The organism is Streptomyces sp. NPDC058674 (assembly GCF_042716505.1).
Classification (GTDB): domain Bacteria; phylum Actinomycetota; class Actinomycetes; order Streptomycetales; family Streptomycetaceae; genus Streptomyces.
Genome location: NZ_JBHXSC010000001.1, coordinates 170,034 through 185,596, shown reverse-complemented (window position 1 = coordinate 185,596; position 15,563 = coordinate 170,034). Strand labels below are relative to the sequence as shown.

The window sequence follows — 15,563 nt, the reverse complement described above, 5'->3', positions numbered from 1 at the left end:
GTGGTCTGTCAACATCCCGTTTGGTATCCCGTTGGGGGTGCCGGTGGTTGACCGTGCCCCGGGGAGCGGGAAGGATCGCGTCATGACGCCACGGGGAACAGCGCGACCGGTTCGGCGGAACACGGTCGACGGGCTCGTGCGCGACAGCGCCCGCCGGGTGCCGGACCGGGAGGCCCTGCGCTACCGCGAGCGGACCTGGACCTACGCCGAGCTCGACGCGGCGGTCACCACCGGCGCCGCCGTCCTGCGGGAGCGGTACGGGCTGGAGGAGGGCGACCGGGTCGCCGCCTACGCCCACAACTCGGACGCCTACCTCATCGCCTTCCTCGCCTGCGCCCGCGCCGGCCTCACCCACGTCCCCGTCAACCAGCACCTCACCGGCGGGGACCTGGCGCACGTCCTGGACGACTGCACGAGCGCCCTGGTCCTCGCCGACCCCGGCCTGGCGGGCCGGATTCCCGGCGGACACCGGGTCCGGCCGCTGCGCGACGGCCCCGGCTCCTTCCTGGCGGAACTGGCCGAGCCGCTGTCCTTCGAGCCCGACCGCGACCAGCACGGGGTGGTGCAGCTGCTCTACACCTCCGGGACCACCGCGCTGCCCAAGGGCGCGATGATGACGCACCGGGCCCTCGTGCACGCCTACGAGAGCGCGATCGAGGCCCTGGACCTGACCGAGGAGGACCGGCCGGTCCACTCGCTGCCGCTCTACCACTCGGCTCAGATGCACGTCTTCCTGCTGCCGTACCTGGCGGTGGGCGCGCGGAACACGATCCTCGACGCGCCGGTCGCGGAGCAGGTCTTCGACTTGGTGGAGGCGGGGCGGGCCGACAGCCTCTTCGCCCCGCCGACGGTGTGGATCGCGCTGGCCGGCCACCCCGACTTCGCGCGGCGCGAGCTGGGCGGCCTGCGCAAGGCCTACTACGGGGCCTCGATCATGCCCGTGCCGGTCCTGGAGCGGCTGCGCGCCCGGCTGCCGGGGCTCGGCTTCTACAACTGCTTCGGGCAGAGCGAGATCGGGCCGCTGGCCACGGTGCTGGGGCCCGACGAGCACGAGGGGCGGACGGACTCCTGCGGACGGGTCGTGCGGCACGTCGAGGCGCGGGTGGTCGACGAGGACGGGAAGGACGTCCCGGCGGGGACGGCGGGCGAGGTGGTGTACCGCTCGCCGCAGCTGTGCCTCGGGTACTGGCACGACCCGCAGGCCACGGCCAGGGCCTTCCGGGACGGGTGGTTCCGCTCGGGGGACCTCGCTGTGCGGGACGCGGAGGGCTACTTCACGGTCGTGGACCGGGTGAAGGACGTCATCAACTCGGGCGGCGTACTGGTCGCCTCGCGGCAGGTGGAGGACGTGCTCTACGCCCACCCGGGCGTGGCCGAGGCGGCGGTGGTCGGGCTGCCCGACGAGCGGTGTGTCGAGGCGGTCACGGCAGTGGTGGTCCCGCGCGGGGAGGTGACGGAGGCGGAGCTGATGGCGTACGCGCGCGAGGAACTGGCCCATTTCAAGGCGCCCAAGCGGGTGCTCTTCGTGGACTGCCTTCCGCGCAACGCCAGCGGCAAGATCCTCAAGCGGGAACTGCGGGCCCGCTTCGCGGAGCCCCCGGCCGCGGCGGACTGAGGCCCGGTCCACCCGGCCCGGCCCGGTCCACCCGGCCCGGTCCGGTCCGGGCCCGACCGGCCGGACCGGCCCGTGCGCCCGACTGGGCCCCGGGTCGGTCCGGGCGCCGTTGCGGGCGGGCTTCGTCCGGTCAGGTCGGTCGGCCTGCGTCCCGGGCCCTGGTCGACGGGTCCGCGCCGGGGAGGACTCCTTCGAGCCTCAGCCGGCGCAGGGTGAGGTGCTCATGGAGGAGGCGGCCGACGAGTGACCCTCCGTAGACCACGAAGCCGACGCCGACCAGCCAGGACTGGACGACCAGCAGGGTGCCGAACGGGCCGTAGATCACCGCGTTCGAGGCGATCAGCGGGGAGAACACCAACTGCGAGAAGAGCCGCAGGCCCAGCAGGCCGACGCTCGTCGCCACCGCCCCCGGCACCAGGGCGCGCCAGCGGACCCGGCCCCCGAGCAGCAGCCGCTGCGAGACCACGAAGAACAGGCAGGTCCCGAAGAGGTCGCCCAGGGTGCCCAGTACGGTGCCGACCGCGTCGTCCGAGGGGGCCGGGATCACCACCAGCAGGGCGAGGTAGCAGACCAGCAGGGCGAGCCAGACGACGTGCCGCCACATGGTGTGCCACCGGGCGGTCGGCAGGTCCCAGACCTTCTCGTAGCCCGTCTGCACGGCCGATCCGAAGGTCAGGCCGAAGACGGCGAGCGCGGCCAGACCGAAGGCAGTGGTCCGCTCCAGCGCGAGGTCGGCCGCGCCGAAGAGCATCTCGACCCGGATCCGCGAGGACTCCGCCACTCCGAGGGCCTGGCCGAGCCAGCGGCCGAAGCCCGAGCCGCTGCCGGGCGCCGCGGCCGCCACGACGACCAGCAGCGGCACCAGCGTGAGGAACCCGAGGGCCGCGAAGCCCATCGCCCGGTGCATCAGCTCCATCTCCCGGCCGCGGCTCCAGGCCAGACCGGCAGGGGAGCCCTGGAGCCGGTCGTGGAGCCGCCGGAGGATCGAGGTCACGCCTCATGCACTACCCGCGAGGACCCGTCGGCTCCCGGGGGCCGCCACGAAATGGGCCCGAAGGGGTGGTTTCGCCCCCCGGCACGTCGATTGCCGCCGGCCTCGCCGGGTCGGTACTACGGCCCGGCCTGCTCCGGCGGGGCCCCGTTCGGGTCCCCGCGGAGGTCCATCAATCGCTTGATCTTCCCGACCGAGCGCTCGAGGGTCTCGGGATCGACCACCTCCACCCGGACGGAGACGCCGATGCCCTCCTTGACCGCCCGGACGACGGCGTCGGCCGCGGCCCGGCGCTGACCCGCCTCCGCCTCCCGGCGCGCCTCCACCCGTACGGTCAGGGCGTCCATCCGGCCCTCCCGGGTCAGCCGGAGCTGGAAGTGGGGGGCCAGCGCGGGCGTCCGGAGCAGGACCTCCTCGATCTGCGTCGGATACATGTTCACCCCGCGCAGGATGATCATGTCGTCGGTGCGGCCCGTCACCTTCTCCATCCGCCGGAAGGCCGGCCGGGCGGTGCCGGGCAGCAGCCGTGTCAGGTCCCGGGTGCGGTAGCGGACGACGGGCATGGCCTCCTTGGTGAGGGAGGTGAACACCAGCTCGCCGGGCTCCCCCTTGGGCAAGACCGCCCCGGTCAGCGGATCGACCACCTCCGGATAGAAGTGGTCCTCCCAGACGTGGAGTCCGTCCTTGGTCTCCACGCACTCCTGCGCCACTCCCGGGCCCATCACCTCGGAGAGGCCGTAGATGTCCAGGGCGTCGATGTCGAGCCGCTCCTCGATCTCCCGGCGCATCTCCTCCGTCCACGGCTCCGCCCCGAAGATGCCCGTCCTGAGGGAGGTGGAACGGGGGTCGACTCCCTGGCGCTCCATCTCGTCCAGCAGGGTGAGCATGTACGAGGGGGTCACCATGATCACCTCCGGCCGGAAGTCCTGGATCAGCCTGACCTGGCGGTCCGTCATCCCGCCCGAGGCCGGCACGACCGTGCAGCCCAGGCGTTCGGCGCCGTAGTGCGCGCCGAGACCTCCGGTGAACAGCCCGTACCCGTAGGAGACGTGGACGATCTGGCCGGGACGGCCGCCCGCCGCGCGTATGGACCGGGCGACGACATCGGCCCAGGTGGACAGGTCCCCGTCGGTGTAGCCCACCACGGTGGGGCGCCCGGTGGTGCCGCTGGAGGCGTGGATCCGCCGCACCTCGGAGCGGGGGACGGCGAACATCCCGAAGGGGTACTGGTCGCGCAGGTCGGCCTTGGCGGTGAACGGGAACAGGGCGAGGTCCGCGAGAGAGCGGCAGTCCTCCGGGTGCACCCCCGCCTTGTCGAAGGCCTGCCGGTAGAAGGGCACCCGGTCGTAGGCCCGGCGAAGGACGGCGCGCAGCCGCTTCAGCTGGAGGGCGGCCAGCTCGTCGCGGCCGAGCCGCTCGCCCTCGTCGTGGAGATTCGCGTACGCCGTCATGTCGTCACCCCGTCCGAAACAACCGACCGATCATTCGGTAGATTGCCGGACCTGGCAGGGTAAAGCAATGACTCGAACGAGTGACCGACGTGCTGAGTCGGGGCGCGGACCGCCGTGAACTGGCGGACCGGTGCCGCTCCCTGGCCGCCGAACCGAGAGCCGGCCTGCGGTGATCTGAGTCGGAGATCCGTGGACGCCCTAGTCGCCGGTCGTGCCGTCGAGCATCTCGCGCAGGATGTCCAGGTGGCCGTTGTGGCGGGCTGTCTCCTCGGTGAGGTGGAGGAGGATCCAGCGCAGGTCGACGTGGAGGCCGTCGCGGACAGCCCGTCCGGCCCGGGTGTCCAGGCCGGTCCCGGCGACCAGTTCGCGGTAGCGGGCGCTCTGGTGGGCGTACTCGTCGAGCAACTGGGCGAGCGGGAAGTCGACGGCGATGCGCATCTCGCGGTCGGGGTCCTCCTCGGTCCAGGGGCCTTGGTCCTCCTCGCCGAGGAAGACCACCTGGAACCAGTAGTACTCGACCCAGCGGAGGTGGTTGATCACTCCGCTCATGGTCATCAGCGGTGAGCCCGGCAGGAGGGCCTTGCGGGCGTTCTCCGCCGAGACGCCGACGCACTTGGCGCGGGCGGTCTCGCGTGTGTAGTCGAGAAAGGTGGTGAGCTGGGTGCGCTCGTCCCACGCGGGAGGTGTGTCGTCGATTCTGGTCATCGCGCGAAGCGTCCCCGATGACCGCGACCGGTGTCGAGGGGTTTACCGGCGGCCCGGTCTTCTCCAGGGACGCCGTGCAGGGGGCCGGGAGCGGCACGCCGGCCGGTCCAGCGGTCGTCCCGGGCTCTCTACGCAGGCGCGGAACCGGCCTCCGTCGCCACCGTCTTCGCCCACCGGTAGTCCGCCTTGCCGCTCGGCGAGCGCTGGATGGCCGGCGCGATGACCAGCTGGCGCGGGATCTTGTACCCGGCGAGCCGCGTGCGGCAGTGGCTCTGGATCTCGTCCAAGGTGGGCTCCGGCGCACCTGCCCGGACCTGGACGACCGCGGCGACGTGGCTGCCCCACGTCGGGTCGGCGACTCCGGCGACCAAGGCGTCGTACACGTCGGGATGCGACTTCAGCGCCTGCTCCACCTCCTCCGGATAGACCTTCTCCCCACCGGTGTTGATGCACTGCGAGCCCCGCCCGAGCACGGTCACGATGCCCGCCTCGTCGACCGTCGCCATGTCGCCGAGGAGCACCCAGCGCTCGGCGCCCTTCCGGAAGAAGGTCTCGGCGGTCTTAGCCGCGTCGTTGTAGTAGCCCAGCGGCACGTGGCCGCGCTGCGCCAGGCGCCCCGGCTCGCCCACCGCCACCGGCTCGTGCGTCACCGGATCGACCACCTGTGTGCGCTCGTTGACCTGGAGGCGGAAGCCCTTCTCCGGGCCGGAGTCGTCGGTCGCCCGGCCGTTGGAACCGGACTCGGACGAGCCGAAGTTGTTCAGCAGGACCACGTTCGGGACCAGCCGCTGGAACTCGGCGCGCACCGTCTCCGACATGATCGCGCCGGATGAGGAGACGCTGAACAGCGAGGACAGGTCCGTCCCCTTCAGCGGGCCGTTCAGGGCGTCGATCAGGGGCCTGAGCATCGCGTCGCCCACCAGCGACACACTGGAGACCTTCTCCTTCTCTATCGTGCGCAGCACCTCCTCCGGCGCGTACTTGCGGTGGATGACCACCCGCTGGCCGTAGTTGAAGGCGATGAACGAGGTCAGCGTCGAGGTCCCGTGCATCAGCGGCGGCGCGGGGAAGAAGGTCAGGCTGGCGCCGCGCGCGGCGACCCGCTCGGCCAGCTCCTCCGGCCGCTTCACCGGCTCGCCCGCCGGCTCGCCGCCGAACAGTCCCGCGAAGAAGAGGTCCTCGGCGCGCCACATCACGCCCTTGGGCATCCCCGTGGTGCCACCCGTGTAGATGATGAACAGGTCGTCGGCGCTGCGCGCCGGGAAGCCGCGCTCGGGGGAGCCCGCCGCCTCGGCGTCCTCGTACGCGACCGGCGCGATCGGGGGCTCCGGAGCGCCCTGGGGGGCCGCCCCGACCCGGACGAGGTGGCGCAGTCGCGGCGTCTGCGGGAGCGCGGCCGCCACCCGGCCGGTGAACTCGCCCTCGAAGACGAGGGCGGCCAGGTCGGCGTCGTTGTAGAGGTAGACCAACTCCTCTTCCACGTAGCGGTAGTTGACGTTCACCGGCACCAGCCGCGCCTTGAGGCAGGCCAGTACGGTCTGGAGGTACTCGACCCCGTTGTAGAGGTGCAGCCCCAGGTGCTCGCCGGCCCGCAGCCCGCTGTCCAGCAGGTGGTGCGCGATGCGGTTCGCGGCCGCGTCCAGCTCCGCGTACGTGAGGCGGCGCTCGGCGCCGGTCCCGGGGTGGTCCACGTACACCAGGGCCTCGCGGTCCGGAACCACGTCCACGACCGACTCGAACAGGTCGGCAAGGTTGTACTCCACCGTTCCTCCTGACCCTCGAAGTGCCCGTCGCCGGGCGCGTGGCCGGCTGCTCCGGCGGTCATTAGAGCGCCGCGGACCGCAAGTGGGAAGGGAGCCGCCGAGGAAATCTGACTGGGTGTCAGAAAACTATTGAACTGCACCCGCCCCTACTGCAACCTGTTCTAGGTCTTGAGACGGGAGGACGGCAATGGGTGGGACGGAACACCTGACCGTGGAACGCCACGGCGCCACGCTGGTGCTCACCATGAACAGGCCCGAGGCGAAGAACGCGCTCTCGCTGCCGCTGCTGGTGGGTCTGTACGACGGGTGGCTGGAGGCGGACGCCGACGACGGCATCCGCTCGGTGGTGCTCACCGGCGCCGGCGGTGACTTCTGCGCCGGAATGGACCTCAAGGCGCTCGCCGGGAAGGGCATGGCCGGGGACGAGTACCGGGACCGCCTCAAGGCCGACCCCGACCTGCACTGGAAGGCGATGCTCCGCCACCACCGGCCGCGCAAGCCGGTCATCGCGGCGGTGGAGGGCTACTGCGTGGCCGGCGGGACCGAGATCCTGCAGGGCACCGACATCCGGGTGGCGGGTGAAGGAGCGACCTTCGGCCTCTTCGAGGTCAAGCGGGGGCTCTTCCCGATCGGCGGCTCCACGGTGCGGCTGCCGCGGCAGGTCCCGCGCACGCACGCCCTGGAGATGCTGCTGACGGGGCGGCCGTACTCGGCCGCGGAGGCCGCGCGGATCGGCCTGGTCGGGCGGGTGGTGCCGGACGGCACGGCGCTGGAGGCGGCCCTGGAGACCGCCGAGCGGATCAACGCGTGCGGGCCGCTGGCGGTGGAGGCGGTGAAGGCCTCCGTGTACGAGACCGCCGAACTGACCGAGCGGGAGGGGTTGGCGGCGGAACTGCTGCGGGGGTGGCCGGTGTTCGACACCGCCGATGCGAGGGAGGGGGCGCGGGCCTTTGCGGAGGGGCGGGCCGCGGTGTATCGGCGCGAGTAGCCGGGCCGCCGCCGCCCGGACCCCGGCCGGGCTCCGACCGGACCCGTTCGGGCTCCGCCCCTGGGCCGCCGGGCTCCGCCCCGGGCCCCGCGCCTCAATCGCCGGCGGGGCTGGATGTGGCCCGCGGGGCCGGATGTGGCCCTGGGGTCCGGGACTTGGGGGTTCGGGGGAGTCGGCGTTCTGTTCGTGCCCGTACCGGAAGCAACCGTATCGGAGATGCCAGCCATGACAGCCCCCTCCTCCCCACCGGACGTGCTCCGCGCGCCCCTCGTCGTCGAGTTCCCCTTCACCCGGTCCCTCGGGCCCGTCCAGAGCGCCTTCCTCACCGGCCTGCGCGAGGGCGTGGTGCTCGGCGTGCGGACCGCCGGCGGCGCGGTGGTGGTCCCGCCCGTGGAGTACGACCCCGTCACCGCCGAGGAGATCCGCGACCTCGTCGAGGTCGCCGCCACCGGCACCGTCACCACCTGGGCCTGGAATCCGGCCCCCCGCCCGAACCAGCCGCTGGACACCCCCTTCGCCTGGGTCCTGGTCACCCTCGACGGCGCGGACACCGCGATCCTGCACGCCCTCGACGCCCCCGGCCCCGAAGCGGTCCGCACCGGCATGCGGGTGCGGGTGCGCTGGGCCGCCGACCGCATCGGGGCGATCACCGACATCGCCTGCTTCGAACCCCACGACGGCGCCGCCCCCACCGGGGACGCCGCCGGAGCCGTCCCGCACGACGGGGTGTTCGCCGACGCCGTCACCGGCATCGTCGCCGAGGCCCGCCTGGACTACACGTACAGCCCCGGCCGCGCCCAGACCGCCTACATCGGCGGCCTCGCCGAGCGCAAGACCATCGGCGAGCGCTGCCCCTCCTGCCACAAGGTGTACGTCCCGCCCCGGGGTGCCTGCCCCACCTGCGGGGTCGCGACCACCGACCGGGTGGAGGTGGGGCCGGCCGGTACCGTCACCACCTTCTGCATCGTCAACATCAAGGCGAAGAACCTCGACATCGAAGTCCCCTACGTCTACGCGCACATCGCCCTCGACGGCGCCGGCCTCGCCCTCCACGGCCGGATCGGCGGCATCCCGTACGACCAGGTCCGCATGGGCCTGCGCGTCGAGCCGGTGTGGAGCGACGACGGCGGTCACCCCGACCACTACCGTCCGACCGGCGAGCCGGACGCCGACTACGACGCGTACAAGGAGCTCATCTGATGGCCAGGACGAGCAGGCACGCACGGGAGGTCGCCGTCGTCGCCTTCGCCCAGAGCGACCACCTGCGCCGCACCGACGAGCTCAGCGAAGTCGAGATGGTCATGCCGGTGCTCCACCAGGTGCTGGGGCAGACCGGCCTGAAGGCCGGCGAGATCGGCTTCACCTGCTCCGGCTCCAGCGACTACCTCGCCGGCCGGGCCTTCTCCTTCACCATGACCCTCGACGGGGTCGGCGCCTGGCCGCCGATCTCGGAGTCGCATGTCGAGATGGACGGCGCCTGGGCCCTGTACGAGGCGTGGGTCAAGATCCAGACCGGTGAGGCCGACACGGCCCTCGTCTACGCCTACGGGAAGTCCTCGCCGGGCTCGGTGCGCGACGTCCTGACCCGCCAGCTCGACCCGTACTACGTCGCCCCGCTCTGGCCCGACTCGGTGGCCCTCGCCGCCCTCCAGGCCCGGGCCCTCATCGACGCGGGCGACACCGACGAGGGCGCCCTGGCCGCCATCGGCGCCCGCAGCCGGGCCGACGCCGCGGCCAATCCGCACGCCCAGCTCACCGGGGCCGTCCCGCAGGGCGACTACCAGGTGGCGCCGCTGCGGACCGGCGACTGCCCGCCCGTGGGCGACGGAGCGGCGGCCGTGGTCCTCGCCGCCGCGGACGTGGCGCGCCGGCTGTGTGCGCGGCCGGCCTGGATCACCGGCATCGACCACCGCATCGAGGCCCACGGCCTGGGGCTGCGCGACCTCACCGACTCCCCGTCCACGCGGACCGCCGCCGAGCAGGCCGGCTTCTTCGAGGCCCCGGTGGACACGGCGGAGCTGCACGCACCCTTCTCCTCCCAGGAGGTCGTGCTCCGCAAGGCCCTCGGGCTCGGCGCGGGCGTCGCCGTCAATCCGTCGGGCGGGGCCCTCGCCGCCAACCCGATGATGGCCGCCGGTCTGATCCGGATCGGCGAGGCCGCCGCCCGCATCCACCGCGGCGCGTCCGACCGGGCCGTCGCCCACGCCACCTCCGGCCCCTGCCTCCAGCAGAACCTGGTCGCCGTCCTGGAAGGGGACCGAGCATGAGCACATCGGGCAAGGAGCCGGTCGCCGTCGTCGGCATCGGCCAGACCAAGCACGTCGCGGCCCGCCACGACGTCTCCATCGCCGGACTGGTCAGGGAGGCCGCCGCCCGGGCCCTCGCGGACGCCGAGCTGACCTGGGCGGAGATCGACGCCGTCGTCATCGGAAAGGCCCCCGACTTCTTCGAGGGCGTGATGATGCCGGAGCTGTACCTGGCCGACGCCCTCGGCGCGGTCGGCAAACCCATGCTCCGCGTGCACACGGCCGGTTCGGTCGGCGGCTCCACCGCCCTGGTGGCCTCCAACCTCGTCGCGGCCCGCGTCCACCGGACGGTCCTGACCCTCGCCTTCGAGAAGCAGTCCGAATCCAACGCCATGTGGGGCCTGTCGCTGCCCGTCCCCTTCCAGCAGCCCCTGCTGGCCGGAGCCGGCGGCTTCTTCGCCCCGCACGTGCGCGCGTACATGCGGCGCACGGGCGCGCCCGACACCGTCGGCTCGCTGGTGGCCTACAAGGACCGCCGCAACGCGCTCAAGAACCCGTACGCGCACCTGCACGAGCACGACATCACCCTGGAGAAGGTCCAGGCCTCGCCGATGCTGTGGGACCCGATCCGGTACTCCGAGACCTGCCCCTCCTCGGACGGGGCCTGCGCGATGGTCCTCACCGACCGGGCGGGCGCCGCCCGTTCGCCGCGACCGCCGGCGTGGGTGCACGGCGGCGCGATGCGCAGTGAGCCCACCCTCTTCGCCGGGAAGGACTTCGTCTCCCCGCAGGCGGGCAAGGACTGCGCGGCGGACGTCTACCGGCAGGCGGGGATCACCGACCCGCGCCGCGAGATCGACGCGGTCGAGATGTACGTGCCGTTCTCCTGGTACGAGCCCATGTGGCTGGAGAACCTCGGCTTCGCGGACGAGGGCGAGGGCTGGAAGCTCACCGAGGCGGGGGTGACCGAACTCGACGGCGACCTCCCCGTGAACCCGTCGGGCGGGGTCCTGTCCACCAACCCGATCGGCGCTTCCGGCATGATCCGCTTCGCCGAGGCCGCCCTCCAGGTCCGCGGCCAGGCCGGCGAGCACCAGGTCCCCGACGCGCGGCGGGCGGTGGGACACGCGTACGGAGGCGGCGCACAGTTCTTCGCGATGTGGCTGGTGGGAGCGGAGGAACCGGTCGGCTGAGCGCGGCCGGGGCGTGCGAGCCGGGTGCCGGACCGGTCGCGGGTGACTCACCGTGGCCTGTGCGGCACCCGCCGCGGTGGATAACCTTGCTCCCGGACGACGTACCGGGAGGAGCACGCACGTGGCCGAGAGCATGACTTCACAGCCCCTCGCTGGATGGGGGAAGCCGGACCTCGATCTCACCGAGGCGCAGTGGCAGTCGACGAGCCGGGGAGCGGGTGACGTCCAGATCGCCTTCGTCGAGGGGTTCATCGCGCTGCGCAACAGCGAGCGCCCCGAAAGCCCTTCGCTGATCTTCGCGCCGGACGAGTGGCGCAAGTTCGTCCTGGGCGCGCGGGGCGGCGAGTTCGACCTGACGTAACCGGACGCACGCGGGGCACCACCGGGCGCGGAGCCGCCGCCCCGGTGGCCCGCCCGCCGGCCGCCGAGCCCGTGACCGTCCTGGAAGCCCTCGCCGCGCGCTCCGCGGGCGGGCTGAAACGACAGCCGAGCCAAGGTCCTTTACACCCCGGGCCGGAGCCCCGGCAGGAAGATCGGGTACTTTCCCGCAGCGCCCTCCCACCCCGCGCGCGCGGGCGTACGCTGGTGCTCCGAACAGGCCTGAGAGGTACCAGCCATGACGGAACGCCGGAGCCGCGTGCGGCGCGCCCTGATCGAACGCGAGGCCGAACTCGGCACCGTGGACGCGGCCCTGGACCGGCTCACCGGAACCGGACCGGACGCGGGCGGCGCCCTGCTCGCCTTCTCGGGACCCGCCGGCCTCGGCAAGACCACCCTCCTCGCCGAACTGCGCCGCCGTGCCCGAGCCCGCTCCTGCACCGTCCTCGCCGCCCGCGGCGGCGAGCGGGAGCAGAGCCAGCCCTTCCACGTCGCCCGCCAGCTCATCCAACCCCAGCTGGCCGGCACCCCCGAGGGCGAACTCCGCGCCGTCCTCGGCGGCTGGTACTCCATCGTCGGCCCCGCCCTCGGGCTCTGCGCCCCCGAACAGGGCGCCCCGCCCGACCCCCAGGGCCTGCGCGACGGCCTCGACTGGGTCCTGACCCACCTCGTCGTCCGGCGGGCCCCCGTCGTCCTCGTCCTCGACGACGCCCACTGGGCCGACCCCGAGTCCCTCGGCTGGCTCGCCGCCTTCGCCCCGCGCGCCGAACACCTCCCGCTCCTCCTCGTCGTCGCGTACCGCCCCGACGAGCTGCCCGCGCACGCCGAGGCCTTCCGTACGCTGCCCGGACGCGCCGGACAGCGCCCCCTGCCCCTGGCCCCGCTGACCCCGGCCGCCGTCGCCGCCCTCGTCCGCGGGTCGCTCGGCGACCACGCCGACGACGCCTTCTGCCAGGAGGCCTGGACCGTCACCACCGGGAACCCCTTCGAAGCCGTCGAACTCACGGCCAAGATCCGGGAGAAGGGCCTTCCCCCGGTCGGGGCCAGCGCCCCGCTGCTGCGCGACCTGGCCGCCGCCCAGCGCGGCAGCGGCCTCATCGCCCGGCTGGAGCGGCTCGGCCCCTCCACCGTCCGCTTCGCCTGGGCCTGCGCCGTCCTCGGCACCGCCATCCCCCGGGAGCTCGCCGCCCGCGTCGCCTCCCTCGGCGCCGAGGAGGCCGTCGACGCCACGGGCAGGCTCCGCGACGCCCGCATCCTGTCCGGCGCCGGCGAAGAGCCCGACGCGGGACTGGAGTTCGTCCACCCCCTGATCGCCACCGCCATCTACCGGTCCATCCCCGACGCGCTGCGGGTCGCCCTGCACGGCAGGACCGCCGCAGCCGTCGTCGACGCCGGGCTGGGAGCCCCCGCCGCGGCCCGCCACCTCCTGGAGACCCGCCCCGAGAACGACCCCTGGGTGGTACGCACCCTGCGCGAGGCCGCCGCCGAGAACCTCCGGGCGGGCGCCCCCGAAGCCGCCCGCCGCCAACTCGCCCGCGCCCTCCTCGAACCGCCGGGCTTCCGGGAGCGCGCCGCCGTCCTCTACGAACTCGGCTGCGCCTCCCTGCTCACGGAGCCGGCCAACACCGTCAACCACCTGCGCGACGCCCTCGCCGAGCCGGTCGACGACACCGCCCTGCGCCAGGGCATCGTCATCCGCCTCGCCCAGGTGCTGTCCCACAGCGACCACCTCTCCGAGGCCTCCGACCTGCTCGCCCGGGAGATCCCGCGGACCCAGGACCCGCGTGCCCGGCTGCGCCTGCAGTCCGAGCAGTTCATGTGGGACGCCTTCAACGCCGCCGAACCCGACTCGCCGACCCGCTCCCGGCGGCTGGCGAAGCTCGCCGACCGGCTCACCGGCCGCGACCTCACCGAGCGGTACGTCATCGGACTGCGCACCTGGGACGCCTGCCTGCGCGGCGAGCCCGTGGACGTGGTCCTGCACCACGCCGGGCGGGTCCTGCGGGAACCCTTCAGCTGGGCGTACGCCGACCACGGCTTCGAGGTACCGGTCCTCACGGCCATGGTCCACCTGTACGCCGACCGGCCCTGGAAGGCGGAGGAGCTCTTCGACGCGGGCACCGCCGAATTCGAACGCCAAGGTTGGCGCGGGGCGCACCTGTCCTTCGCCCACAGTCTCCGCGCATACATCCGCTACCGGCGCGGACGGCTGGTGGAGGCGGAGGAGCTGGCCCGGGCCGGGCTGCGCCTCGCCGAGCGCGTGGGCCGCCGCACGCCCGTGCACTGGTACGCCATCGCCATCCTCATCACCACCCTGCTCGCGCGCGGCCGCGTCGACGAGGCCTGGGAGCTCGCGCGGGAGCACGACTACGGCAAGCCCTTCCCGGCGGCCGTCGTCTTCCCCGACTCCCAGACCGTCTACGCCGAACTGCTCCTGGCCCGCGGGGACGCGAAGGCGGCCGTCGTCGAGCTGGAGGCGGTGGACCGGAGGCTGACCCCGCGCGGCATCCAGAACCCGGCCTGGTGCCCGTGGCAGCTCCACCTGGCCCGCGCGGTGGCCGCCGACGACCCCGGGCGGGCGCGGGAGCTGGCCGCCGACGCGGTCGCCCGGGCACGGGCCTTCGGGGCCCCCTCGGGCATCGGCCAGGCCCTGCGGGTCGCGGCCGAGGTCGCCGACCGGGGCGAGCGCGAAGCCCTCCTGCGGGAGTCCGTGGCCCTGCTGTCCGCTTCTCCCGCCGGGTACGAACTGGCGTGCGCACTGGCCGCGTCGGGCACGGAGCTGCAGGACCGGGACCTGCTGACCCAGGCCGTGGTGACGGCCAGGGACTGCGGCGCGGACGGCCTCGCGGGCCGGGCCACCGAGCACCTGCTCGCGCTGGGGGGCGCCCTGCCGTGCGGCTCGTCCTGGCAGGACGAGCTGACCGAGGAGGAACTCCTCGCCGCCGAGCACGCGGCCCGCCAGGACGAGACCCCCGGCCCGGAGCGGGCCCCGGTGCCCGGCCCGGAGCTGTCGGCGGCCTGCCGCAAGCTGGGCACGGACCGCCCCGGACTGCGCTCCGCACTCCGGGCGCGCACCGCGGCCCCGGCCTGACGGCGCACCGCGGCTCTGGCCTGACCGCGCACCCCGGTCCTGGCTCGACCGCGCACCGTCGCGTGTGCTTGACCGCGCGCGGCGGCTCAGGGCCTGACCGCATGCCGCGGCCCCGGCCCGACCGCGCACCGTCGCCCGCGCTTGACCGCGTGCGGCGACCCCGCGCTTGACCGCGCGCCGCCGCCCCGGGCTACCCCGCGCCGCGGCCGAGCCGGGCCCCCCGTCCGGCCGCGCACCGGCTGTACGTCACGGGCCGGCGCATCCGCCCCACCTCGGCCCGGACGAGACCGCGCCGGCGGGCTCGCTCGCCGACCGCACCTCGCCTCCTTCGCCGATCGTGCCGCGGTCGCCGTCGGGAAAGACCGGGCCGCTGAACCGGGGTGCGGGCGGGCGGGGCCGCCGGTGCCCGGCTCCCACCGGCCCGAGCGGGCGTTCCGGTTGCCGGGACGGCTGCGGTGTGCCGATCCGGTCCGCCCCCGCGTCGCGCCGCCCGGTACCGCCCGGCGGGCAGCGGCCGCCCCGCGGCGGAGGACCCGGCGCGGCACGGGCTGCGGGCGGGCGGGATGCGGGGGCCGGGGCCGGGGCCGGAAAACTCCTCCGGCCACGTACCATGGCGGCATGTCCTTCCTCCGCCGCCACCGCGCCGCCACACCCGCCGGCCCGGACTTCGACGTCCTGGCCATGGACCCGGGGGACTGGCCGGGCAATCTCGGGGCCGGGCTGCTGCCCGCGCCCGACGGCAGCTGCCAGGGTGTCTTCCTCCGCTACGACCTGTTCGGCGGACGCGGCCCCGCGATGATCATCGGCAACCTCCCCGAGGGATCGCCCGCCCGCGACCTCTCCGAGGGCCAGGTCCCCTTCGAGGTGGCGCAGCTCCTCGACGCACTGGAGAACGACGAGGACGTCGAGGTCACCGGTGCCGAGGACTGCCCCGTCATGCAGGGCGACAACCTGCTCATCGTCCGGAAGATCAAGCTGTCGGAGTCGCGCATCTCCTGCGTCCAGTTCGACCGCAGCGACAACGTCCTGGTCACCATCGCCAGCTGGGACCGCCCGATCACCGACGACCTCTACGCCCTCCTGAAGCCCCTCCCCGCCGAGCTCTTCCAGCAGGGTTAGGCCGTCACCCGGGGGACGCAGGG

12 protein-coding genes are annotated in these 15,563 nt (G+C 73.8%); 8 read left to right on the top strand and 4 right to left on the bottom strand.

The genetic code is table 11. The features are described from left to right. Window positions 1–82: 82 nt before the first annotated feature. Complete coding sequence (locus ACFWU6_RS00850) at window positions 83–1,615, top strand: fatty acyl-CoA synthetase (RefSeq protein ID WP_383977145.1); 1,533 nt, start codon at window positions 83–85, stop codon at window positions 1,613–1,615. A gap of 130 nt (window positions 1,616–1,745) precedes the next feature. Here ACFWU6_RS00850 and ACFWU6_RS00845 read toward each other — a convergent pair whose 3' ends face one another. The 4 genes from ACFWU6_RS00845 to ACFWU6_RS00830 form a co-directional block, all read right to left on the bottom strand. Beyond that, complete coding sequence (locus ACFWU6_RS00845; protein WP_383977142.1) at window positions 1,746–2,609, bottom strand: YhjD/YihY/BrkB family envelope integrity protein; 864 nt, start codon at window positions 2,607–2,609, stop codon at window positions 1,746–1,748. A 116-nt stretch (window positions 2,610–2,725) separates the two neighbouring features. Continuing rightward, window positions 2,726–4,057 (bottom strand): phenylacetate--CoA ligase PaaK, encoded by a 1,332-nt coding sequence (paaK, locus tag ACFWU6_RS00840; RefSeq protein ID WP_383977140.1) that lies wholly within the window; start codon window positions 4,055–4,057, stop codon window positions 2,726–2,728. A gap of 198 nt (window positions 4,058–4,255) precedes the next feature. After that, the gene (locus ACFWU6_RS00835) at window positions 4,256–4,762 is read right to left on the bottom strand and encodes a DinB family protein (RefSeq protein WP_383977137.1); all 507 of its coding nucleotides are present in this window, start codon (window positions 4,760–4,762) and stop codon (window positions 4,256–4,258) included. Window positions 4,763–4,890: 128 nt separating this feature from the next. Then, window positions 4,891–6,525 (bottom strand): acyl-CoA synthetase, encoded by a 1,635-nt coding sequence (locus tag ACFWU6_RS00830; protein WP_383977135.1) that lies wholly within the window; start codon window positions 6,523–6,525, stop codon window positions 4,891–4,893. A 187-nt stretch (window positions 6,526–6,712) separates the two neighbouring features. On the opposite strand from ACFWU6_RS00830, the gene ACFWU6_RS00825 reads away from it, so the two are divergent. From ACFWU6_RS00825 to ACFWU6_RS00795, 7 genes are all read left to right on the top strand, one after another. Next, window positions 6,713–7,513 carry a crotonase/enoyl-CoA hydratase family protein gene (locus ACFWU6_RS00825; protein WP_383977132.1) on the top strand — a complete coding sequence of 267 codons (801 nt, stop codon included), beginning with the start codon at window positions 6,713–6,715 and terminating at the stop codon, window positions 7,511–7,513. Window positions 7,514–7,738: 225 nt separating this feature from the next. Further along, a complete protein-coding gene (locus tag ACFWU6_RS00820; RefSeq protein ID WP_383977263.1) occupies window positions 7,739–8,713 on the top strand; it encodes an OB-fold domain-containing protein in 975 nt (324 codons plus the stop codon). Next, complete coding sequence (locus ACFWU6_RS00815) at window positions 8,713–9,780, top strand: thiolase domain-containing protein (protein WP_383811649.1); 1,068 nt, start codon at window positions 8,713–8,715, stop codon at window positions 9,778–9,780. Before ACFWU6_RS00820 ends, ACFWU6_RS00815 begins: the two co-directional genes overlap by 1 nt. Then, a complete protein-coding gene (locus ACFWU6_RS00810; RefSeq protein WP_383977130.1) occupies window positions 9,777–10,952 on the top strand; it encodes a thiolase domain-containing protein in 1,176 nt (391 codons plus the stop codon). Before ACFWU6_RS00815 ends, ACFWU6_RS00810 begins: the two co-directional genes overlap by 4 nt. A gap of 133 nt (window positions 10,953–11,085) precedes the next feature. Then, window positions 11,086–11,313 (top strand): DUF397 domain-containing protein, encoded by a 228-nt coding sequence (locus ACFWU6_RS00805; RefSeq protein ID WP_383811652.1) that lies wholly within the window; start codon window positions 11,086–11,088, stop codon window positions 11,311–11,313. Window positions 11,314–11,568: 255 nt separating this feature from the next. Then, window positions 11,569–14,421, top strand: coding sequence for an ATP-binding protein (locus ACFWU6_RS00800; protein ID WP_383977127.1), 2,853 nt, complete (start codon window positions 11,569–11,571; stop codon window positions 14,419–14,421). 618 nt (window positions 14,422–15,039) lie between these two features. Continuing rightward, window positions 15,040–15,540: a hypothetical protein gene (locus tag ACFWU6_RS00795; RefSeq protein ID WP_150520950.1), complete on the top strand. Its 501-nt coding sequence runs from the start codon at window positions 15,040–15,042 to the stop codon at window positions 15,538–15,540. Window positions 15,541–15,563: the final 23 nt, after the last annotated feature.